This is a genomic window from Streptomyces avidinii (genome assembly GCF_014650695.1).
Classification (GTDB): domain Bacteria; phylum Actinomycetota; class Actinomycetes; order Streptomycetales; family Streptomycetaceae; genus Streptomyces; species Streptomyces avidinii.
In genome coordinates, this window is the sequence record NZ_BMVL01000015.1 from 150,424 (window position 1) to 172,594 (window position 22,171).

Annotated in this window: 21 protein-coding genes; 10 read left to right on the forward strand and 11 right to left on the reverse strand. The window is 71.9% G+C overall.

The window, feature by feature from the left end:
- Positions 1–104 precede the first annotated feature (104 nt).
- The 7 genes from IE257_RS30945 to IE257_RS30970 all read right to left on the reverse strand — a co-directional run bounded on the left by IE257_RS30945 (position 105) and on the right by IE257_RS30970 (position 4,612).
- Entirely contained in the window at positions 105–368 is a 264-nt protein-coding gene (locus IE257_RS30945) for a DUF3099 domain-containing protein (protein ID WP_189973161.1), read from the reverse strand.
- Positions 369–481: 113 nt separating this feature from the next.
- Positions 482–772: a DUF1416 domain-containing protein gene (locus IE257_RS30950; protein ID WP_030011783.1), complete on the reverse strand. Its 291-nt coding sequence runs from the start codon at positions 770–772 to the stop codon at positions 482–484.
- A 64-nt stretch (positions 773–836) separates the two neighbouring features.
- Positions 837–1,682, reverse strand: a complete 846-nt coding sequence (locus tag IE257_RS30955; protein ID WP_189973162.1) for a sulfurtransferase — start codon at positions 1,680–1,682, stop codon at positions 837–839.
- 176 nt (positions 1,683–1,858) lie between these two features.
- Entirely contained in the window at positions 1,859–1,948 is a 90-nt protein-coding gene (locus tag IE257_RS39545) for an Ms5788A family Cys-rich leader peptide (protein WP_350875872.1), read from the reverse strand.
- Positions 1,949–2,103: 155 nt separating this feature from the next.
- Entirely contained in the window at positions 2,104–2,820 is a 717-nt protein-coding gene (locus IE257_RS30960; RefSeq protein WP_189973163.1) for an LmeA family phospholipid-binding protein, read from the reverse strand.
- A gap of 63 nt (positions 2,821–2,883) precedes the next feature.
- Complete coding sequence (locus IE257_RS30965) at positions 2,884–4,347, reverse strand: hypothetical protein (protein WP_189973164.1); 1,464 nt, start codon at positions 4,345–4,347, stop codon at positions 2,884–2,886.
- 10 nt (positions 4,348–4,357) lie between these two features.
- On the reverse strand, positions 4,358–4,612 hold the full coding sequence (locus IE257_RS30970) for a MoaD/ThiS family protein (protein ID WP_030387258.1): 255 nt from the start codon (positions 4,610–4,612) through the stop codon (positions 4,358–4,360).
- Positions 4,613–5,081: 469 nt separating this feature from the next.
- On the opposite strand from IE257_RS30970, the gene IE257_RS30975 reads away from it, so the two are divergent.
- Entirely contained in the window at positions 5,082–5,909 is an 828-nt protein-coding gene (locus IE257_RS30975) for a response regulator transcription factor (RefSeq protein WP_189973165.1), read from the forward strand.
- Between the two features lie 24 nt (positions 5,910–5,933).
- Positions 5,934–6,956, forward strand: coding sequence for a LacI family DNA-binding transcriptional regulator (locus IE257_RS30980; RefSeq protein WP_030728501.1), 1,023 nt, complete (start codon positions 5,934–5,936; stop codon positions 6,954–6,956).
- A 79-nt stretch (positions 6,957–7,035) separates the two neighbouring features.
- On the opposite strand, the gene IE257_RS30985 is transcribed toward IE257_RS30980, so the two are convergent.
- Positions 7,036–8,133: a DNA polymerase III subunit beta family protein gene (locus IE257_RS30985; protein ID WP_229920758.1), complete on the reverse strand. Its 1,098-nt coding sequence runs from the start codon at positions 8,131–8,133 to the stop codon at positions 7,036–7,038.
- Positions 8,134–8,274: 141 nt separating this feature from the next.
- Here IE257_RS30985 and IE257_RS30990 point away from each other — a divergent pair, with 141 nt between their 5' ends.
- The 3 genes from IE257_RS30990 (at position 8,275) to IE257_RS31000 (ending at position 11,819) form a co-directional block, all read left to right on the forward strand.
- Entirely contained in the window at positions 8,275–9,531 is a 1,257-nt protein-coding gene (locus IE257_RS30990) for a S1C family serine protease (RefSeq protein ID WP_189973167.1), read from the forward strand.
- A gap of 123 nt (positions 9,532–9,654) precedes the next feature.
- Positions 9,655–10,386, forward strand: a complete 732-nt coding sequence (locus tag IE257_RS30995) for a response regulator transcription factor (RefSeq protein WP_189973168.1) — start codon at positions 9,655–9,657, stop codon at positions 10,384–10,386.
- Entirely contained in the window at positions 10,383–11,819 is a 1,437-nt protein-coding gene (locus tag IE257_RS31000; RefSeq protein ID WP_189973169.1) for a sensor histidine kinase, read from the forward strand. The genes IE257_RS30995 and IE257_RS31000 overlap by 4 nt, the downstream gene beginning before the upstream one ends.
- Here the strand turns inward: IE257_RS31000 and IE257_RS31005 are convergent.
- Both IE257_RS31005 and IE257_RS31010 read right to left on the reverse strand, forming a co-directional pair.
- Positions 11,799–12,695 carry a phosphatidylinositol-specific phospholipase C gene (locus IE257_RS31005; protein WP_229920759.1) on the reverse strand — a complete coding sequence of 299 codons (897 nt, stop codon included), beginning with the start codon at positions 12,693–12,695 and terminating at the stop codon, positions 11,799–11,801. The genes IE257_RS31000 and IE257_RS31005 overlap by 21 nt on opposite strands.
- 75 nt (positions 12,696–12,770) lie before the next feature.
- Positions 12,771–13,340, reverse strand: a complete 570-nt coding sequence (locus IE257_RS31010; RefSeq protein WP_189973170.1) for a TetR/AcrR family transcriptional regulator — start codon at positions 13,338–13,340, stop codon at positions 12,771–12,773.
- 122 nt (positions 13,341–13,462) lie between these two features.
- Between IE257_RS31010 and IE257_RS31015 the strand changes: the two genes are divergently transcribed.
- The gene (locus IE257_RS31015) at positions 13,463–14,248 is read left to right on the forward strand and encodes an alpha/beta fold hydrolase (RefSeq protein ID WP_189973171.1); all 786 of its coding nucleotides are present in this window, start codon (positions 13,463–13,465) and stop codon (positions 14,246–14,248) included.
- 89 nt (positions 14,249–14,337) lie between these two features.
- Here IE257_RS31015 and IE257_RS31020 read toward each other — a convergent pair whose 3' ends face one another.
- Positions 14,338–16,155: a bifunctional metallophosphatase/5'-nucleotidase gene (locus tag IE257_RS31020; protein WP_189973172.1), complete on the reverse strand. Its 1,818-nt coding sequence runs from the start codon at positions 16,153–16,155 to the stop codon at positions 14,338–14,340.
- Between the two features lie 170 nt (positions 16,156–16,325).
- Here IE257_RS31020 and mshD point away from each other — a divergent pair, with 170 nt between their 5' ends.
- The 4 genes from mshD to pstS all read left to right on the forward strand — a co-directional run bounded on the left by mshD (position 16,326) and on the right by pstS (position 22,139).
- Complete coding sequence (gene mshD / locus IE257_RS31025; RefSeq protein ID WP_189973173.1) at positions 16,326–17,252, forward strand: mycothiol synthase; 927 nt, start codon at positions 16,326–16,328, stop codon at positions 17,250–17,252.
- A gap of 268 nt (positions 17,253–17,520) precedes the next feature.
- Positions 17,521–19,800, forward strand: coding sequence for an RNA degradosome polyphosphate kinase (locus tag IE257_RS31030; protein ID WP_189973174.1), 2,280 nt, complete (start codon positions 17,521–17,523; stop codon positions 19,798–19,800).
- Positions 19,781–20,755 carry a CHAD domain-containing protein gene (locus IE257_RS31035; RefSeq protein WP_189973175.1) on the forward strand — a complete coding sequence of 325 codons (975 nt, stop codon included), beginning with the start codon at positions 19,781–19,783 and terminating at the stop codon, positions 20,753–20,755. Before IE257_RS31030 ends, IE257_RS31035 begins: the two co-directional genes overlap by 20 nt.
- 247 nt (positions 20,756–21,002) lie before the next feature.
- Positions 21,003–22,139, forward strand: coding sequence for a phosphate ABC transporter substrate-binding protein PstS (gene pstS, locus IE257_RS31040; protein WP_189973176.1), 1,137 nt, complete (start codon positions 21,003–21,005; stop codon positions 22,137–22,139).
- The last annotated feature ends 32 nt before the right edge of the window (positions 22,140–22,171 follow it).

Genomic DNA, 22,171 nt, shown 5'->3' on the forward strand with positions numbered 1-22,171 from the left:
CCACAGGACTGCAGGCGCAGGTTGATTACCCGCGCGTACCCCATGACCCGCACCTGAGGGGAGCAGTTGTACGAACGAAGATCACGGTCTCGTCTCGCGAGGTTTCAATCCTCGTGACGCCGCTTTCCGTCCAGTTCGTCCCACCACTCGTCGGACTTCGGGTCGCCCGAGGGGTCGTCCCACCAGCGGTCGTCCGGTCCGCGCCGATTCGCGATCATCGCGGCGACCGGCGGGATGACCATCGCGACCACGCACATGGCCACCGCGGCCTCGACCGACCACAGGCGCACGAAGGCCCAGGCGGAGACGAAGAGGACCAGGCATCCGCCCATGAGCAGGAAATAGGCGCGCCGGCGCCGGGCGTACATGTCTCCAGAGTAGGACCGGGACGGCACGAAGGGCCGCACCCCGTTCCAGTGGCGTCCAACCCCCGGGGGTGCGGCCCTTCGGCCGATCGATCAGGCGATCACATGTGCGGTGCTCAGACCGCGATCGCCACGTCCGTCACGCCGCCGGCCTCGGCGACGACCACGGCACGGTCCGCCTGGGCACCCGGGACGAGCGCGCGCAGCGTCCAGGAGCCGGTGGCGGCGTAGAAACGGAACTGGCCGGTGGCCGAGGTCGGGACCTCGGCGGTGAACTCGCCGGTCGAGTCCAGCAGGCGGACGTAACCGGAGACCGGCTCGCCGTCCTTGGTGATCTGACCCTGGATCGCGGTCTCACCGGGCTTGAGGGTCGCGAGGTCGGGCCCGCCGATCTGTGCTCCACACATGTTCTCTGTCCTGTCCTAGAGAGGTCGTACTACGAGGGCGTCGCGTGCCCGGTCGTCGGTCTGGTTACTTGTTGGGGCCGAGCTCGATCGGCACGCCGACCAGCGAGCCGTACTCGGTCCACGAACCGTCGTAGTTCTTGACGTTCTCCTGGCCCAGGAGCTCGTGGAGCACGAACCACGTGAGCGCGGAGCGCTCACCGATGCGGCAGTAGGCGATGGTGTCCTTCGCGAGGTCGACCTGCTCCGCCTCGTAGAGGGCGGTGAGCTCCTCGTCCGACTTGAAGGTGCCGTCGTCGTTGGCGTTCTTCGACCACGGGATGTTGCGGGCGCTCGGCACGTGGCCGGGGCGCTGCGACTGCTCCTGCGGGAGGTGCGCCGGGGCGAGCAGCTTGCCGGAGAACTCGTCGGGCGAACGGACGTCGACCAGGTTCAGGGAGCCGATCGCGGCCACGACGTCGTCGCGGAAGGCGCGGATGGTGGTGTCCTGGGCCTTGGCCTTGTACTCGGTGGCCGGGCGGTTCGGGACGTCCTTGCCGTCGACCAGGTCGCGGGAGTCGAGCTCCCACTTCTTGCGGCCGCCGTCGAGGAGCTTCACGTCCTGGTGGCCGTAGAGCTTGAAGTACCAGTAGGCGTAGGACGCGAACCAGTTGTTGTTGCCGCCGTAGAGGACGACGGTGTCGTCGTTGGAGATGCCCTTGGCGGAGAGGAGCTTCTCGAAGCCCTCCTGGTCCACGAAGTCGCGGCGGACCGGGTCCTGGAGGTCGCTCTTCCAGTCGATCCGGACGGCGTTGGTGATGTGGTTCTTGTCGTACGCGGACGTGTCCTCGTCCACCTCGACGATCACGACGTTGGCGTCGTTCAGGTGGGCCTCGACCCAGTCGGCGTCTACAAGGACGTCGCTGCGGCTCATGGTGTTCTCCTCCGGGGCAGTGTGCGGCGGGGCTGTGCGGATAACGCGTGCTGCGTGCCTACGGGTGCGCTCGAGGTCCTGCGCGGGGAGGCGTCAGGGAATCAGGAGGCTGGTGCGGTCACGCGGGAAGGGCCGTGGGGCCGTCGTCCGGTCGATGGAGCGGATGCGCTCACAGGTCACATGGATCGACAGAGCATGGCGGCGACGCGACACAGGTCTACTGCCCGTCGCTTCGTGAGGTCCGCCTGCTGATGCTTCATAGCCATGGATCGTAGGGACGAATCGGCCGCCCTGTCACCGGTGTGTCATATGTCGAGACAGGATCGTCCGGATTCTGGGACGTGAGCGCCCCGGGCGGCCGCCGCGCCGCCCCCGGGACCTCGCGTACGGCCCGCCCTTCTGCGGATCGGACCGCACTGTCTCACGATCCGGCCACCACCACGTTCGAGCCGCCCAGAGTGAGGTGCACACCGGCCTCGTCCGAGGTCAGGGACGACAGGTGCAGTCCGGCCGGCATGCCAGCGTCGAGATTGCCGTCGAAGTCGGTCTTCCGGCGGATCAGCTTCTCGACCCCGGGAACGCTCCCGCCGGGCACCTCGTCGGCACGGACCCGGACGATCTTGCCGCCCTTCCCGTCCGGCGCGTCCTCCAGGGTGACGGTCGACACCACGCTGTGCGTCAGCGTCTTGCCGAGCACCTCCACCGACGCGGTGACCTTCACCTTGCCGGGCGCCCCGCCGTAGGAGAGGGTCGCGCCGGTCTGCGAGGCCGCCGTCAGGTCGGCGTACGTGATCAGCGCGGTGCCCTCGGCCCGCGCGGCGGTCCCGCCGCTGTAGTCACCGTTCAGCTTCACGCTGCGGAAGCTCGCGTCCAGCTCCGAGAGCCGCGTCTTGCGGCCCTCGGCGGCGACCTCCACGCCCCGCAGCTTCAGGTCGACCCGCTCCAGGTCCCGGCCGATCAACTGGGTGAGGAAGGGGAACCCGTCGATCTCCACCTCCGAGGAACCGGCCAGGCCCTGCCGCGCCTGTATTCGGTCGGCCAGCCGGTTCTCGACGTATCCGACCGCCCAGCGGTCCACGCCCACGAACAGGCCCCCCAGCACCACTCCGATGATCACAACGACGCGCAGGAAACGCACGTTCCCTCCCCCTACTAGTCGGTACGTGCGTTCTAGTTGACCATGCCCCCTGTCGGGCAGGGATCAGCCCACCACCCGGCCGATCAGGTACACGGCGGGCGCGGCTGCCGCGAGCGGCAGCGCCACACCGGCCGTCATGTGCACGAACTTCGACGGGTAGTCGTACGCGGCCACCCGCAGTCCGACCAGGGCGCACACCCCGGCGACGAGACCGATCAGGGCCCCGCCCACACCGACCGAGGTCATCCCGCCGACCGCGATACCGGCGCCGGCGGCCGCGGCCAGCGAGACGCCGACCGAAGGGACCGTGGGCAGCGGCAGCGCACGGGCGAAGACGGCGACCGCGACGGCCGCGGCGCCCACCGTGGCGGCGGCGGAGTCGGCCGCGAGGTAGCCCGCGCAGATGATGGCGAGGGCGGCCGAGGCCACCGAGGCCATCAGCCCGTACATCCGCTCGTCGGGATCGGCGTGGCTGCGCAGCTGGAGGACGAGCGTGAGCAGCACCCAGGCACCGAGGGTGCCGACGATCGCGCCGGGTCCGTACGAGGAGTCCACCGCGAGCACGGCCGCGTCGGCGACGACGGCTCCGGCGAAGGCGAGAGCGATGCCCTGGCGGGCCGGCCACATGCCGTTGAGGCGGAACCAGCCGGCCGCGGTGAGGCCCTGGAGGGCGATCAGCGGCAGGAGCAGGGCGTACTGCCCGAGGGCGGCGGTCCCGGCGAGCAGCAGCCCGAGGACGGCGGTCAGTATGGCGGACTGCGGGCCGGGGTCGATGATCGGCGACCGGCCCTCTGCACGGGCCTGGGCGGGGTCGACGGCGCGCAGGGTGTTTCCGGCGAGGGTGGGCGGGGACCAGGAGGTGATCTCCTGCGGCTCGCCGGGCGCCTCGGCCGGCTCCTCGCCCGGGGCGGCGGCCGCCTGGGGCGGGAGGTAGGCGGTCTGCTCGGCGGCGGCCGGCTCCGCCACCACCGGCGGCAGATACGCGGTCCGCTCGACCGGCGGCGACTGCTGCTGATCGGCACCGGGGCCGGGGTACGGCGGCAGGTACGCCGTCTCGGCGCCCTGCGGCCAGCCCTGCACCGGGGCGGGCGCGGGCGCAGGGGCCGCCGGGGCCTCGTCGCGGAACCAGCCGTCGGGAGCCACCGCCTGCTGCGGATACGCCTCCTGCACCGGCTCCGGCGCATAGTCCTGCCACGGGGCCGGCGCAGGCGCAGGCGCAGGGGCCTCGCCGCGGAACCAGCCCTCGGGAGCCACCGCCTGCTGCGGATACGCCTCCTGCACCGGCTCCGGCGCATAGTCCTGCCACGGGGCCGGCGCGGGCGCAGGCGCCGGGGCCTCGTCCCGGAACCAGCCCTCGGGCGCGACCGGCTGCCCGGGCACCGCGCCCAGCGGCGGGTGCACCGGCTGGTGGCTGGTGTCCCAGGTGTCGGACTGCCAGGTCTGGGTCCCGTACGGATCCTGCGGCGGCTGCTGCTGTTGCTGCTGCTGGGCGTACTGCTGTCGCTGCTGTTCCTCAGGCGTACTCATCGGCTCCCGCTCACCCGCCCGCGAACGGCGGGAGGACCTCTACGGTGCCCCCCTCGGTCAGCGGGACGGAATCATGCGGGCGCTTGCCCACAGGCTCGTCGTTCACGAGGAAGGAGCAGCGCAGCAGGACCCGGGTCAGCTCCCCGGGGTGGCGCTCCCGCACGGCGTCGAGCGCCTCGGCGAGTGTGCCCGCCGAGTACGGCTCCTCCGCCGTCTTGGCCGCGGCCTTGGCCGCCGCCCAGTAGCGGATGGTTCCGGTTGCCACTGCAGCTCCTATCGTCGGCTCTCTACCGTCGGCCTCCATGATGGCCCCTCCCACCGCCGAGCCCGGCGTGCCCGGCGTGCCCCGACGCGCCGGGTGTGCGCCCGGGTGACCGAGCGGTACCGCTCGGCGGGCCCCCGATCCGGTGAAACCCGGGCATACACCGGTCGTGAGGTGGCATGAACCACAGAAGCGGAAGAGGAAGAAGCCTCGGCCACGCATCGACGGGTGGGCTATTCTGCTTGGCGAGAGGATCCGGGCAACGTTGCCCCCGGGTCCTTTTGTGCTTTCAGCGCGTTGAACGAACCGAGAACAGTGGTATCCATGCGGACCCCAGGGCGCGGGGACCGCAGGGACACCGGGCAAGCCGTACGAAGCAGTACCGCGCACGTCCTCGACGGGACCGAGGAGGAACCGACGTGATGGACCAGCGAACCGTGCACCACCGTCCGACCCGGGCAGGTGGTCGGTCGTGAGCTCACTCCTGCTGCTCACCAACGCCCTGCAGCCGTCCACCGAGGTGCTGCCCGCCCTCGGCCTGCTGCTGCACAACGTCCGGGTGGCCCCGGCCGAGGGCCCCGCCCTGGTGGACACCCCGGGAGCCGATGTCATCCTCGTGGACGGCCGCCGCGACCTGCCGCAGGTGCGGTCGCTGTGCCAGCTGCTCCGCTCCACGGGACCCGGCTGTCCGCTGATCCTCGTCGTCACCGAGGGCGGCCTGGCGGCCGTCACGGCCGACTGGGGCATCGACGACGTCCTGCTGGACACCGCCGGCCCCGCCGAGGTCGAGGCGCGGCTGCGGCTGGCCACCGGCCGTCAGCAGCTCGGCTCGGACGACTCCCCGATGGAGATCCGCAACGGTGATCTGTCGGTGGACGAGGCCACGTACTCCGCCAAGCTCAAGGGGCGGGTGCTCGACCTCACCTTCAAGGAGTTCGAGCTGCTCAAGTACCTGGCCCAGCACCCGGGCCGGGTCTTCACGCGCGCCCAGCTGCTGCAGGAGGTCTGGGGCTACGACTACTTCGGCGGCACCCGCACGGTCGACGTGCACGTACGACGGCTGCGCGCCAAACTCGGCCCCGAGCACGAGTCCCTGATCGGCACGGTCCGCAACGTCGGCTACCGCTTCGTCACGCCGGAGAAGGTCGAGCGGGCGGCGGCGGAGGCCGCGGCCCAGGCGGCCGCCAAGGTCGCCGCTTCCGCCGCCGCGCAGCCGGCCGATGCGACGGCCGCGGCCGTCACCCGATCGGCCGAAGACCCTGTGAGCATCCACTCGGCCGGACGCCCTGCCCAGAGGTAGGTCACCCCGCGTAGACTGCCGCGCGTGGCCAAGGTGACGCGGGATGACGTTGCACGACTTGCGGGTACGTCTACCGCCGTCGTGAGCTACGTCATCAACAACGGACCCCGGCCGGTCGCCCCGGCCACGCGCGAGCGTGTCCTCGCCGCGATCAAGGACCTGGGCTACCGCCCGGACCGGGTCGCCCAGGCGATGGCCTCGCGGCGCACCGACCTCATAGGCATGATCGTCCCGGACGCCCGTCAGCCGTTCTTCGCGGAGATGGCGCACGCGGTCGAGCAGGCCGCCGCCGAGCGCGGGAAGATGGTGCTCGTCGGCAACTCCGACTACCGGGACGAGCGCGAGGTCCACTACCTGCGGGCCTTCCTCGGCATGCGGGTGTCGGGCCTGATCCTGGTCAGCCAGGGCATGAGCGAGCGCGCGGCGTCGGAGATCGAGGCCTGGGACGCGCGGATCGTGCTGCTGCACGAGCGCCCGGAGGCGATCGACGACGTCGCCGTGGTCACGGACGACATCGGCGGCGCCCAGCTCGCCACCCGCCACCTGCTGGAGCACGGGCACGAGTACGTCGCCTGCATCGGCGGCGTCGAGAACACCCCGTCCGTCGGTGACCCGGTCGCCGACCACGTCGAGGGCTGGCGCCGGGCCATGCAGGAGGCCGGTCGCTCGGTCGAGGGCCGGCTCATCGAGGCCCCGTACAACCGCTACGACGCGTACACGGTCGCCCTGGAGGTCCTGGCGCGGCCCGACCGCCCGACGGCCATCTTCTGCGCCACGGACGACCAGGCGATCGGTGTGCTGCGGGCCGCGCGCGAGCTGCGCATCGACGTGCCCGGGGAACTGGCCGTCGCCGGCTTCGACGACGTCAAGGAAGCCGCCCTCACGGACCCGCCGCTGACCACGATCGCCTCGGACCGCCCGGCGATGGCCCGCGCGGCGGTGGACCTGGTTCTGGACGACGGCCTGCGCGTGGCCGGCTCCCGACGGGAACGGTTGAAGCAGTTCCCGTCGGCGCTGGTGATCCGCCGCTCCTGCGGCTGCCGCTGACCCCGGGTCCGCCCGGTCGGTCGGGTCGGTCGGGTCCGCCGGGTCGGTCGGGTCCGCCCGGTCGGTCGGGTCCGCCGGGTCAGGCGTCGAGCGTGCAGGGCATCAGCAGGGAGAACGTGTCCTCGGTGCCCGGCCGCAGCAGGACCAGCGGGGCCCGGGGGCCGACGTACTCCAGCTGCATCTCCTCCCCGGCGGCGAGCGCGTCGAGGAGGAAGGCGGGGTTGACCCCGACCCGGTCGCCCGCGGCGTCGAAGCCCCCGGCGGCCCCGGTGCCGTCGCGGTCGTCGGCGGAGTCGACGGCGGGGTCGACGGCGACAACCACCGTGTCCGTCAGGACGAGCGCGCACCGTTCGCCGTCCTGCCCGGCGAGGGCCCGCCGCAGGGCCGGTACGTCCAGGGTGATGCGGCGCCCCTCGGGGAGCCTCGTCAGACGGCGGTAGTCGGGGAACTCCTCGCCGAGGGCCTGTCCGGCGGCCCGGCGGCCCTGGGTCTGCAGTTCGACCGCGTCCCCGTCCACGGTGAGGACGGCCTCGCTCCCGTCGGTCAGCAGGGCCCGCATGGCATCGGCCAGCGGGGTGGGCACGGTCACCTGGACCCGTTCGCCGGCGTGGCCGCCGGTGGACGCGCAGGCCACCGCCATCCGGAAGCGGTCGGTGGCCACGAGGTGCAGGTCCGCCCCCTCCACGTCGAAGAGGATCCCGCCGAGCACCGGCAGCTCGGGGTCGTTGCCGACGGCGAACCGTACGGCGTCCAGCGCGGCCGCGAACTCCGCGGCGGGCACGGTGAGCCGGGCGGTGCGGGTCGGGGCGGTGGTCGTGGTCATGCTGCTCTCCTTGTGTTCCAGTAGCGCGCGAACCGTGGAGAGCGCCCCGCGCGCATCGGCGAGCTCGCGTTCGAGCCGTCGCAGGTGACCGTCCAGCAGCCGGGGCACCAGACCGCTGTCCCCGGAGTCCGCGCCGGCCCAGCCCGCCAGGACGAGCCGGACGTCCGCGAGCGGCATCCCCGCCTGCCGGAGCCGGGCCAGCAGCCGGGCCTCGTCGAGCTGTTCGGGCGCGTACCAGCGGTATCCGGTCACCGGATCCACCCGGGCGGGCACCAGGACGCCGGCGCGGTCGTAGAACCGCAGCGCGCTCACGCCGAGCCCGCTGTCCCGGCCCATCTCGCCAATGCTGTGCATCTCGCTCTCCACGCCCGTGACTCTGGGACCTCCACCAGGTCGAGGGTCAAGGCCGGTCCTTATATCGGTCATACGCGGTTCTGTCGGGCTTCTCAGGCCGGACTCAGGAAGCTCTCATGATCGGTGGACAGAGTCATAGTCATGACCGAGAGCTTCCGCCGCGAAGGCGAGTACCCGCAGGAGAACAGCCCGGCCCAGCACGCGCCGTTCGGCGAGGACTGGCAGCGCGGGCGGGACCGGCTGGCGCACGGGGCCGGGGTCGGGGCAGCCGCCCCGGCCCCGGCCCAGGACCCGGCCGCGGCCTACCCGCCGCCGCCCGCGTACCCGCCCGCCGCACCCGGCTGGCACGAGGCGCACCAGCCGCCGGTCATCCGGGGCGAGACGGTCCCGGGAGCGACCGCCACCGGCGGCGCCGCAGAGGGCGGCGGCCCGCGCCAGCCCGCCCACGCCGCCGCCCCCGCACCCCGCGCCAAGCGGCCCGTCGCCCTGCTGGCCGCCGTCGCGCTCGCCGCGGCCCTGGTCGGCGGGGGCACCGCGGCCGCCGTCCAGCAGCTGATGGAACGGCAGGCCGGCACCTCCGGCGGGGTCAACGGCACCAACGTCTCGCAGTCCAGCAGCGGCACCGTCGCCGGCGTCGCCGAGCAGGTGAGCCCCTCGGTCGTCCGTATCGACGTCCGCACCGGATCGGGTCAGGGCACCGGGTCCGGCATCGTCATCACCGCCGACGGCGAGATCGTCACCAACAACCACGTGGTGAGCGGAGCCTCCGAGATCCAGGTGACGATGAGCGACGGCAAGAAGCACTCCGCCAAGATCGTCGGCACCGACCCCGACAAGGACCTCGCCCTGATCAAGCTCCAGGGCGCGTCCGGGCTCAAGCCCGCCAAGCTCGGCAGCTCCGGCGGCGTCAAGGTCGGCGACCAGGTGGTCGCCATCGGCTCCCCCGACGGTCTCACCGGCACCGTCACCAGCGGCATCGTCTCCGCGCTGAACCGCGAGGTGAAGGTGCCGAAGTCGGAGCAGCACTCCCCGCAGAACCGGCAGCAGGGCGAGGACAGCTGGCCGTTCTCCTTCGGCGGCCGCCAGTTCAACGGGGACACCGGCTCCGACACCACCTCGTACAAGGCGCTCCAGACCGACGCCTCCCTCAACCCCGGCAACTCCGGCGGCGCCCTGGTCAACATGAACGGCGAGATCGTGGGCATGCCCTCCGCGATCTACTCGCCCTCGACCGGAAGCTCCGCCGCCGGCAGCGTCGGCCTCGGCTTCGCCATCCCGGTCGACACGATCAAGGCCGACCTGGACTCCCTCCGCAAGGGCGGCCCGGGCGGGGCCGGCTCCTCGGACACCGGCAACGGCACCGGCGGCGCCGCGAACGGCTTCGGCACCGTCTTCTAGCCCGTCCGTCGGCCCGTCCGTCGGCCCGTCCGTCGGCCCGTCCCCCGGCCCGTCCGTGCGAGGCTGGAGGCGCCGTCCCGTGCCGCACCCGCCGGCCGACCACCACCCCTGGGAGACCCATCCATGAACCCCGCCGAAGGCGAAGCGCGGATCCTCGTCGTGGACGACGAGCCGGCCGTCCGCGAGGCCCTGCGCCGCAGCCTCGCCTTCGAGGGGTACGCCGTACAGACCGCCGTCGACGGGATCGACGCCCTCGACCGGGCGGCCTCGTACGACCCCGACCTGATCGTCCTGGACATCCAGATGCCCCGGATGGACGGGCTGACGGCCGCCCGCCGGCTGCGGGCGGGCGGCAGCGTCACACCGATCCTGATGCTCACCGCACGGGACACCGTCGGCGACCGCGTCACCGGCCTCGACGCGGGCGCCGACGACTACCTCGTCAAGCCGTTCGAGCTCGACGAGCTCTTCGCCCGCGTCCGCGCCCTGCTGCGCCGCAGCTCCTACGCGGCCCCGCAGGCCGGCGCCGAGCCCCGGGAGGACGCCCTGACCTTCGGCGACCTGCGCATGGACCTCGCGACCCGCGAGGTCACCCGGGCGGGGCGGCCGGTGGAGCTGACCCGGACCGAGTTCACCCTGCTGGAGATGTTCCTCGCGCACCCGCGCCAGGTCCTGACCCGCGAGCAGATCCTCAAGACCGTCTGGGGCTTCGACTTCGAGCCCAGCTCCAACTCCTTGGACGTGTACGTGATGTACCTGCGCCGCAAGACCGAGGCGGGCGGCGAGCCGCGCCTGGTCCACACCGTGCGCGGGGTCGGCTACGCCCTGCGGGCCGGCGAGGGCGGGCCCGAATGAGCCCGGCGGCCAGATTCCGCACACTGCCGCTGCGCTCCCGGCTCGCCCTGCTGGTCACGGTGGCGGTGGCGCTGGCCGTCGCGGGCGTGGCGGCGGTGTCCTGGGTGATGGTCCGCACCCAGCTGCGCGACCAGCTGGACAGCTCGCTGCGCGCCACCAACGCGGAGGCGCAGGCCAACCAGGTCTACCGCTCGCTCGGCTGCGTGTCCGTCACGGGCGCGCTGCCGGAGCGGCCCGCCAACAACCTCAGCGCCCAGGTGCAGATCGTGCGGCCGGACGGCAGCCACTGCTGGGTCGACGGCCGCAGCACCCTGCGGATCAGCGAGACCGACCTGGAGGTCGCCCAGCGGCGGCGCGGGGCCGCCCTCTACGACGCGACCACCTCCGACGGCGTGGCGGTCCGCGTCTACACCCAGCCGGCCCTGCTCGACGGGCGGGCCGCCGCACTGACCGTGGCCAAGCCGCTCGACGACATCGACAAGCCCCTGTCCACCCTGGCCTGGGTGCTGCTCCTGGTCTGCGGCATCGGTGTGGTCGGCGCGGGCGCGGCCGGCCTGTGGGTGGCCCGTACGGGGCTGCGGCCCGTCGACGAACTGACCGGAACCGTCGAGCACATCGCCCGGACCGAGGACCTGACCGTGCGGATCCCCGACGAGGGGGACGACGAGATCGCCCGTCTGTCGCGGTCCTTCAACTCGATGACGGCGGCCCTCGCCTCCTCCCAGGAGCGCCAGGCTCAGCTGATCGCGGACGCCGGGCACGAGCTGCGCACCCCGCTGACCTCGCTGCGCACCAACATCGAACTGCTCGCGCGCAGCGAGGAGACCGGCCGGGCCATCCCGCCCGACGACCGGCGCGAGCTGCTGGCCTCGGTCAAGGCGCAGATGACGGAACTGGCCTCGCTGATCGGCGATCTGCAGGAGCTGTCCCGGCCGGACGCGGCCTCCCCGGGCCCGCTCGGGGTGGTCGCCCTGCACGAGATCGCCGGGTCCGCGCTGTCCCGGGCCCGGCTGCGCGGTCCGGAGCTCCGCTTCGACTCGGACCTGCGGCCCTGGTACGTACGGGGCGAGGCGGCCGCGCTGGAGCGGGCCGTGGTCAACGTCCTGGACAACGCGGTGAAGTTCAGCCCGCCGGGCGGCACCGTCGAGGTGACGCTGCGGGCGGGCCGGCTGGCCGTACGGGATCACGGCCCGGGCATTCCGGCCGAGGAGCTGCCGCACGTCTTCGAGCGGTTCTGGCGGTCCCAGTCGGCCCGTGCGCTGCCCGGCAGCGGACTGGGCCTGTCGATCGTGGCCCGTACGGTGGCGCGCGCGGGCGGCAGCGCGGAACTTCGGGCGGCGGCCGACGGCGGGGCGGGTACGGAGGCGGTGCTCCGCATTCCGGGGGCGCCGATGCCGCCGCCCTCCGATCCGTCAGTTGTGCCGGATCAGTGATGCGACCAGGCCGGAGCGGGTGTTCGGGAAGTCCATCGCGGCGATGCCGAGCCCGGTCCGGCCGGCCATTTCCCCGCCGTCGACGAAACCGTGGACCTGCGGGCCCAGGCGGTCGGAGTTCCAGCGCGGCGGCATGTACGCCGAGGTGCTGACATAGTTGACGAAGAGCTTGCCGGGCTGCTGGACGGCCTTGCGGAAGTGGTTCTCGATCATGCCGCGCTTCGCGAAGGGCTCGGCGTTCCAGTCGTCCTGGATGTCGAAGACGTTGCCGTCGCCGTAGCGCAGGCCCGGCAGGCCGCCGTTGTCGGCGAGCAGGACCACCTTGCCGCGGGCCTGTCCGAGGGTGGGCAGGGAGTCGGCGATCCGGAACAGGGGGCGCCAGCCGCGGTTGTTCAGGTAGTCGTCGAAGACGGCGCGGAAGGTGGCGTCGCTCTCCCCGGAGTACTCCTGCTTGACGCGCATCAGAACCGTCTCGGAGGGGTGCGCGGCGAGGAAGTTCCAGCAGGCGACGAGGACGTCCCCGAACATCAGGTCCTGGTAGAAGGACCCGTGGTGGATGGCGAAGGAGCCGCCGGTGACCCGGCAGCGGACGTCGAGGAAGCGGATTCCGGAGTCGAGCTGCTGGGCGATCGAGGTGTTCTGGCAGGCGACATAGAGGCCGCCCTTGGTGGCGCCGGAGTCGTGGGTGCCGGGGATCGTCATCCGCTGGAGGGCGGTGGAGTCGCCGAGGCCCGCCATCCAGTCCTGGGTGCCGAGTGCCGCCGCCGAGGCGGGTGCGGCTGCGAGTCCGACGGCCGCGCCCGCGGCCAGCGCTCCGACCAGAAACGCCCGCCGGTCCATCCCCGTACCCATGCCCGTGCCCATGCCGATGCCCATGCCCGCCCCTTTGCCGACCCGGTGATGGCCGGATTATGGCGTGCACACGTCAGCTTTGCTACCTGTCGGTAGGGGTCAGCTTTCGAGCAACTCGACCATGGACCTCAGCCCCTGCAGGAGCTCGCGGCCGTCGGGCGCCTGCTCCGGATCGGTCAGGGCCTGCACCATCACCCCGCTGAGCAGTGCGATGTGCATCGAGCCGAGGGACCGCACATCCGCCTCGGAGACCTCCTCCGGCGGCACCCCGCGCAGGGCCGCGGCCACCATCCGGCGGTTGCGGCGCTGCCCCTCGGCGAGGATCGCGAGCAGCTCGGGCGAGGACTGCGCGTGGACGAAGGCCTCGACGGAGGCCAGCCAGAGCCAGCGCATCTCGCCGAAGTCGCGGATCTTGCGGTCCCAGGTGTCGGCGTAGCGCTCCCCCGCGCTCTCGCCCTCACCGGTGAGCCGGCCGGACCCCGCGGCCCACTCCTCCATGGCGGCGAACAGGGCCTGGTTGAGGAGGGCGTCCCGGGATCCGAAGTGGTAGCCGATCGCGGCCATGCTCACCCCCGAGGCCGTGGCGATATCGCGCACGGTCGTGCGCAGGTAGCCCTTCTCCTCCAGGCAGCGCCGGGCTCCGGCCAGCAGGTCCTCGCGATTTCCCATGCGGGGATCGTAGCCGCGCACCAACTTGGGCAAGCGCGCGAGACGTATGTATGGCGCGCTTGCCCAAATCCTGGCAGGCTTCAGCCATCGGAAGATCCGCGGACCAACGGGAGGCCAGAGCCATGCGCCACGAGCTGAAGATCGACGACCGTGCCCTCTCCTACCTGGACTTCGGCGGCCCCGGCCGCCCGCTCCTCGCACTCCACGGCGGCATGTCGGAGGGCGCCGCCTTCACCGGCCTCGCCGAGACCCTGCGCGGCCGGTGGCGGGTCATCGCCCCCGACCAGCGCGGCCACGGGGACTCCGACCGCGCGTCCGACTACCACCGCGACGGCTACGTACGCGATGCCGTCGCCCTGCTCGACCACCTCGGCCTCGACGCGCCCGTCGCCCTCCTCGGCTACTCCGTCGGCGGGCTCAACGCCTACCACCTGGCCGCCGCCCACCCCGACCGGATCTCCGCACTCATCGGCGTCGACGCCACCGTCGAGATCCGCATCCCCACCGGACCGAACTGGTACGACTTCCTCGACGGCCTCCCCTGCACCGCCCCCACCCGTGAGGAACTCCTCGCCGCCGCCGGGCCGACCGCCGCGCCCTTCATCGCCCACGGAATGCGCCCGCTCCCGGACGGAAGCGGCTGGCGCCTGGCCTACCACCCGCAGGACATGCTCGACTCCATCCGCGCCTGCGAGGGCGACCACTGGGACACCTGGCTCGCGAGCACCTGCCCGGCCCTGCTGATCCACGGCACCCGCAGCCAGGCCCTCGGGCAGGCCGTGGCCGACGCGATGACCGCCAGGCGCCCGAAGACCTCGTACACGCCCCTCGACGGCGACCACTTCGTGCCGTTCACGGACCCGGAAGGCTTCCACGGAGCCGTCGAGGCGTTCCTGGCCACCCTCTGATCCCCACGCCACGGGGGGGCACGGGGAAACGCCGGAGGGGCGGCGGGCCGACCGGCCCACCGCCCCTCCGGGCTTACCGCACGCGCGTATTACTTGATGACGGTGATCCGGTTCGCCGCCGGCGGGGCGATCGGGGCCGCCGCCGAGGAGTTGTTCGTCAGGTAGTCGTTGAAGCAGTCCAGGTCGGACGCGCCCACGAGCTTGTTCTTGTGCTCCTTCAGGACGGTGAAGCCGTCACCGCCGCCCGCGAGGAACTCGTTCATCGCGACCCGGTAGGTCTTGGCGGGGTCGATGGCCGCGCCGTTCAGCTTCACCGAGTCGACGACGATGCGGTCGACGCCCGCCTTCGTCATGTCCAGGGTGTACGTGAAGCCCTTCGACACCTGCAGGATCTTCGGGTTCGCCCCGTTGACCGGGCCGCTGACCTGCTGCTGGAGCGCGGTGATGAGCTGCGCGCCGGTCAGGTCGACGATGTTCATCATGTTGGTGAACGGCTGGACCGTGAAGGACTCGCCGTACGTCACCACACCGTCGCCCTCGCTGCCCGAGGCCTTGTAGGCGAGGTCCGAACGGATGCCGCCCGGGTTCATGACGGCCAGCTGCGCGCCGCCCTTGTCCGCCGGGGCGAGCGCCTCGAGCTGCGCGTCGGCGATCAGGTCACCGAGCGGCTTCTCGGGCGCCTCGGAGCCGCGGCCGGGGATGTCGGCCGAGATGAAGCCCTGCGGGCGGTTGGCGATCGGGGCCGCCAGCGCGTTCCAGCGCTGGATCAGCTCGGTCATGTCCGCGGCCTTGGTCTGGTCCCGGGTGACGACCTTGTTGACCGGCTTGGGCGAGGCGATCGGCGTACGGACGATGTCCTTGGTCTGCCGGTCGTAGGTGAGGGTGGTGTCGGTGAACAGGCGGCCGAGGGAAGCGGCCGAGGTCACCGTACGCGGGTTGCCCGCCGGGTCGGGGATGTTGCAGGCGTAGGCCTGGTGCGTGTGACCGGTGACCAGCGCGTCGACCTTGGAGTCCACGTTCTTGGCGATGTCCACGATCGCGCCCGAGATGCCGGCGCCGGCGCCCGGGACGTTGCAGTCGTAGTTGTACGCGCCGTTGGCGGGCAGACCGCCCTCGTGGATCAGCGCCACGATCGACTTCACGCCCTGCTTGTTCAGCTCGGCGGCGTACTTGTTGATCGTCTCGATCTCGTCGCCGAACTTGAGGCCCTTGACGCCGTCGGCGGTCACGACGTCCGGAGTGCCCTCCAGGGTGACGCCGATGAAGCCGATCTTCACGTCCCCCTTCTTCCAGACGTACGTGGGCGACATCATCGGACGCTTGGTCTTCTCGTCCGTGACGTTGGCGGCCAGGTACTGGAACTGGGCGCCCGTGAAGTCCTTGCCGAACTCGAAGCAGCCCTCGACCGGGTGGCAGCCGCCGTACGCCATGCGGCGCAGCTCGGCCTTGCCCTCGTCGAACTCGTGGTTGCCGACGCTGGACACGTCCAGGCCCAGCTTGTTCAGCGCCTCGATGCTCGGCTCGTCGTGGAAGAGCCCGGACAGCATCGGGCTGCCGCCGATCATGTCACCGGCCGCGGCCGTGACGGAGTACTCATGACCCTTGCGGGCCTCGCGCAGGCCGGTCGCGAGGTACTCGACCCCGCCCGCGGGTATGGACTTGGTGGTGCCGTCGGCCTGACGCTCGGTCACGTTGCCGGAGGAACCCTGCGGGGGCTCCAGCGTGCCGTGGAAGTCGTTGAACGACAGCATCTGCACATCGACGGTCCGGCTCTTGGCCGAACCGCCACCACTCGCGGCACCGGCCGGAAGTGCGGCCGCGACCATCGCGCCGGCTCCGGCCGTGACGGCGAGAGCGGCGAGGGTCAACCGGCGGGTTCGGCGGTGCCGTTGTGGCGTCGCTGACATTTAGTCCCCTTATGTGACAGCGGTAGGACATGGGAGGTCCGCCGAAGCCTATGGTCAACGCGCGTAGCTCTACCAGGGGGTAACGGGTATCGCGTTGGTTACGTGCAGAAGAAGCACCGACCACGCGCCCGCACTCCGCCCCTTCCCCACGGCGGTCGTAGGCTCGTGCCATGACTGACGCAGCAGCGGCCCTGGAACCGGGACGGCAGATTCAGACCCTCGACGAGCTGACGGGGGAACAGGCGAGCGCCGTACTCGAACTCATCGAGGACGCGGCGCGCACGGACGGCACCACCGCCGTCTCCGAACAGGGACGGCTCCAGCTGCGCGGCGGACCGCGCGAGGGGATCCGGCACTTCCTGCTCACCGAGGGCGGCCGGCTCGCGGCCTATGGCCAACTGGAGGACACCGACCCGGTGGAGGCCCCGGCAGCCGAGCTCGTCGTGCACCCGGCCCTGCGCGGGCGCGGGCACGGGCGGGCGATGGGCACGGCCCTGCTGGCCGCCTCCGGCAAGCGGCTGCGGGTATGGGCCCACGGCGGCAAGTCCGCCGCCCGGCACCTCGCGCAGGTCCTCGGCCTGACCCTCTTCCGCGAGCTCCGCCAGCTGCGCCGGCCACTGGCCGATGGCGACCCGCTGCCGGAGCCGGTGCTCCCGCCGGGCGTGACCGTACGGACCTTCGTGCCCGGCACCGACGACACCGCCTGGCTCGCGGCGAACGCGGCCGCCTTCGCCCATCACCCCGAGCAGGGCTCGCTCGCCCAGCGCGACCTCGACGACCGGATCGCTCAGCCGTGGTTCGACCCCAAGGGCTTCTTCCTCGCGGAGCGCGACGGGGAGCTCGTCGGCTTCCACTGGACGAAGGTCCACGCGGCGGAGCGGCTCGGCGAGGTCTACGTGGTCGGCGTCCGCCCGGGCGCCCAGGGCGGCGGCCTCGGCAAGGCCCTCACGGCGATCGGCCTGCGCCACCTGGCGGCCCAGGGCCTCCCGACGGCCATGCTCTACGTGGACGCCGACAACCCGGCGGCGCTCTCCGTATACGAGGGCCTCGGCTTCACCACCCACGAGGTCGACCTGATGTACCGCACGGAGAGCTGACCCCTCCCGCCCCCGCGACCCTTCCCACCCCCGAGACCCCTCCCGGCGGAGCCCCGCAACGGCCCGCGCACGCGCACGCCGGGGCGCACCGGCCCCCGCCACCCCCGCCGGGAGGCGGTCCGTGCACCACGCCGGACCCGGGAAGCCACACGCCATTAACCAGGCATTCAGAAGCGCTTGCGACTCTCCCCCAATGCAGCCCCGACTCCGACTGACGGCCGACTCTTCCGACGTGCCTGTCCTCCCGCGTGCGCGGAAGAATGGAGTCATGAGCCACCAGCCCAGCGCAGGTCCCACCGAGGTCCCCGCCCAGCACCCGTCTCACACCCCCGGCAACCCCTCCGGCTCCGCCCCCGGCCGGGCCGTCACCGGAGCCCATGCCCGCATAGGCTCCATCTCCGCGCACCGCCCGCACGTCGACCTCGAACCCGATCTCGACGCCGATCTGGACGCCTACGACGACGACAAGGACGGCGACGAGCTGCCCCCGGGCCGCTTCCTCGACCGGGAGCGCAGCTGGCTCGCCTTCAACGAGCGGGTGCTGGAGCTCGCCGAGGACCCGACGACCCCGCTGCTGGAGCGCGCCAACTTCCTGGCGATCTTCGCGAGCAACCTCGACGAGTTCTTCATGGTCCGCGTGGCCGGCCTCAAGCGGCGCATCGCGACCGGTGTCGCCACCCGTTCGGCCTCGGGCCTGCAGCCCCGCGAGGTGCTGGACCTCATCTGGACGCGCTCGCGCGAGCTCATGGCCCGGCACGCCGCCTGCTTCCAGCAGGACATCTCCCCGGCACTCGCCGAGGAGGGCGTCCACCTGATCCGCTGGCCCGATCTCACCGAGAAGGAGCAGGCCCGCCTCTTCACCCTGTTCCGCAACCAGATCTTCCCGGTGCTGACTCCGCTGGCCGTGGACCCCGCGCACCCGTTCCCGTACATCTCCGGCCTCTCCCTGAACCTGGCCGTGGTCGTGCGCAACCCCGTCAGCGGCCACCGCCACTTCGCCCGGGTCAAGGTCCCGCCGCTCCTCTCCCGCTTCCTGGAGGCCTCCCCGCAGCGCTACGTCCCGCTGGAGGACGTCATCGCCGCGCACCTGGAGGAGCTGTTCCCCGGCATGGAGGTGCTCGCGCACCACATGTTCCGCGTGACCCGCAACGAGGACCTGGAGGTCGAGGAGGACGACGCCGAGAACCTTCTCCAGGCCCTGGAGAAGGAGCTCATGCGGCGCCGCTTCGGCCCCCCGGTGCGCCTGGAGGTCGAGGAGTCCATCGACCCCGGTGTACTGGACCTGCTGGTGCAGGAGCTGAAGGTCAACGCCTCCGAGGTCTACCCGCTGCCCGGTCCGCTGGACCTGACCGCCCTCTTCGGGATCGCCTCGCTGGACATCCCGGAGCTGAAGTACCCGAAGTTCGTCGCCGGCACCCACCGCGACCTCGCCGAGGTCGAGTCCGCGTCGGCGCCCGACATCTTCGCCGCCCTGCGCGAGCGGGACGTCCTGCTGCACCACCCGTACGACTCCTTCTCCACCTCGGTGCAGGCCTTCCTGGAGCAGGCCGCCGCCGACCCGGACGTCCTCGCCATCAAGCAGACGCTCTACCGCACCTCCGGCGACTCCCCGATCGTGGACGCCCTGATCGACGCGGCCGACTCCGGCAAGCAGGTCCTCGTACTCGTCGAGATCAAGGCCCGCTTCGACGAGCAGGCCAACATCAAGTGGGCGCGCAAGCTGGAGGAGTCCGGCTGCCACGTCGTCTACGGGCTCGTCGGCCTCAAGACCCACTGCAAGCTGTCGCTCGTCGTCCGCCAGGAGGGCGACCAGCTGCGCCGCTACTCGCACGTGGGCACCGGCAACTACCACCCCAAGACCGCCCGGCTCTACGAGGACCTCGGGCTGCTCACCGCCGACCCGCAGGTCGGCGCGGACCTCTCCGACCTCTTCAACCGGCTGTCCGGCTACTCGCGCCGCGAGACCTACCGCCGGCTGATGGTGGCGCCCCGTTCGCTGCGGGACGGACTGATCGCGCGGATCGACAAGGAGGCCGCCCACCACCGGGCCGGCCGCCCCGCGTACGTCCGGCTCAAGATGAACTCGATCGTCGACGAGGCCCTCATCGACTCGCTCTACCGGGCCGCCCAGGCGGGCGTGCCCGTCGACATCTGGGTGCGCGGGATCTGCGCGGTGCGCCCCGGAGTCCCCGGGCTCTCGGAGAACATCCGGGTCCGTTCGGTCCTCGGCCGCTTCCTGGAGCACTCCCGGGTCTTCGCCTTCGGCAACGGCGGCGAACCCGAGGTGTGGATCGGCAGCGCCGACATGATGCACCGCAATCTCGACCGCCGCATCGAGGCACTGGTCAGGGTCGCCGACCCGGCCCACCGCGCGGCACTGGACCGGATGCTGGAAACCGGGATGTCCGACGCCACCTCCTCCTGGCACCTGGGCCCGGACGGCGAGTGGACCCGGCACAGCACGGACGCGGACGGCCTGCCGCTGCGGCACGTACAGGAGACGCTCATAGACGCCCGGAGGCGCCGGCGTGGCTCAGCCAAATCATGACCCGATTACGGCGACGGCGGACGCGGGTGACGTGCTCGGCGCGTACCTGCGCGCCCAGGCCACCGCTTTCCTCCGCGGGCTGCGCCTGCACGAGGAGAGCGGTGCCGACGCCGCCGAAGGAAACGACGCGGCGCGCAGCCTGCGGGGGGCTGCGCGCCGCATCAGCGGATCCCTGGCCACCTTCCGGGTGGTGACCGAGTCCTCCTGGGCCGACGGGCTGCGCACCGAGCTGGTGTGGCTCTCCTCGACCCTGGCGGACGAGCACGCGTACGCGGCCCGGCTGACCCGGCTGATGGACGCCCTGCACCGGCTGTCGGGCTCCCCGGAACTGCCGGCTCCGCGCGGCTCGGCCGGCTCGGCCGGCGCGGCCGGCGCGCTGACGGTGGGCTCGGCGCGGGCGGGCGCCCTGCTGGAGCGCCAGCTGACCCTGGCCCGCACCCGCGCCCACTCGGCCACCCTCCAGGCGCTCGGCTCCTCCCGCTTCCACGCGGTGGCGGACGCGGTGGCGGTACTGGCCTCGGAGGTTCCGCTGGACTCGGTCGCGGCCCGGGGGCGGGTGACGGACGTACTGGTCCCCCTGGCGACCGTGGCCGAAACCCGGCTGTCGGCGGCGGTCTCCGCGCTGCCCCCGGTGGACGCCGCCCACCCGTACAACGCGGACCACGACGGCCCCTGGCACGAGGTACGCCGCCTGCTGCGGGTCCACCGGTACGCGCGGGAGGCGCTGGGCGAGGACGTGAGCCGGCCGGCGGCCGCGGGGGAGGCCCTGGACCGCCACCGAGACGCGGCCGAGGCGGCCACCGCCTCGGCGGCGGCGGCCCGCACCCCGCGCATCGCCCCGGCCACGGCGTACGCCCTCGGCGTCCTGCACGCCGACCAGCGCCACGAGGTCGAAGCCGCGCGGCTGGATTTCCACCACATCTGGCTTCCCGAGCCCGCGGTCACGCCGAGATAACGTACGGGTAACGGATGATGACGGCAGCGTGCGATCGACCGGGGGCGCACCGGGTCGTCCGCCACGGTTCACCGCCCGTTCACTTGGCCCGGTCGGCTGCTTCACCTGTTCTGCCTAATTTCGGTGATGCACGGAGCGAGTCGCTTGCAGACGGAGCAGCTCAGCCGCGCACCACCGACGCAGTCCTCTTCGCACGCCGCCCCGACACAGAAAGCGGCCGGCGGCTTCTGGAAGGAACACCCGAAAAGTGAAGCTTCAGCGCAAGAACATGCTTCGTGCCTCCGCCCTCGGGGCGCTTGTCGTGTCCGGCGCCCTGGTCCTCACGGCGTGCGGCTCGGACGACAACACCAAGGGCACCGACGGCTCGGCGAAGCCCTCCGCGGCTGCCGCGGGCGACATCAAGTGCGACGACGCCAAGGGCAAGCTCCTGGCGTCCGGCTCCTCCGCGCAGAAGAACGCGATCGAGCTGTGGATCAAGAACTACATGGCCGCCTGCTCCGGCGTCGAGGTCAACTACAAGTCCTCCTCCTCCGGTGAGGGCATCGTCGCCTTCAACCAGGGCACCGTCGGTTTCGCCGGCTCCGACTCGGCGCTGAAGCCGGAGCAGGTCGAGGAGTCGAAGAAGATCTGCACCGGTGGTCAGGGCATCGACCTGCCGATGGTCGGCGGCCCCGTCGCGCTCGGCTTCAACGTCGCCGGCGTGGAGAAGCTGAACCTCGACGCCGCCACGATCGCCAACATCTTCAACGACAAGATCAAGAAGTGGGACGACGAGGCGATCAAGAAGCTGAACCCCGGCGTCACGCTTCCCTCCACCGCCATCCAGGCCTTCCACCGCTCCGACGACTCGGGCACCACCGAGAACGTCACCAAGTACCTCAAGGCCGCCGCCCCCGACGCCTGGCCGCACGAGGCCGCGAAGAAGTGGGCCGCCCCGGGCGGCCAGGCCGCTTCCGGCTCCGCGGGTGTCGCCGCCCAGGTCAAGCAGGTCGACGGCGCGATCGGCTACTTCGAGCTCTCCTTCGCCAGCGCCCAGGGCATCAAGACCGTCGACCTGAACACGGGCGCCGCCGCCCCGGTCAAGGCCACCGGTGAGAACGCCTCCAAGGCCATCGCCGCCGCCAAGATCTCCGGCACCGGCTCCGACCTGGCCCTGAAGCTCGACTACACCACCAAGGCCGAGGGTGCCTACCCGCTCGTCCTGGTGACCTACGAGGTCGTCTGCGACAAGGGCAACAAGGCCGAGACCCTCCCGACCGTGAAGTCCTTCCTGAACTACGCCGCCTCGGACGCGGGCCAGAAGGTCCTCCTCGACAACGGCTACGCGCCGATCCCGGCCGAGATCAACGCCAAGGTTCGCGAAGTCATCAACACCCTCGGCTAAATCCTGACCCCCGAGGTGTCGGCCACCCCCGT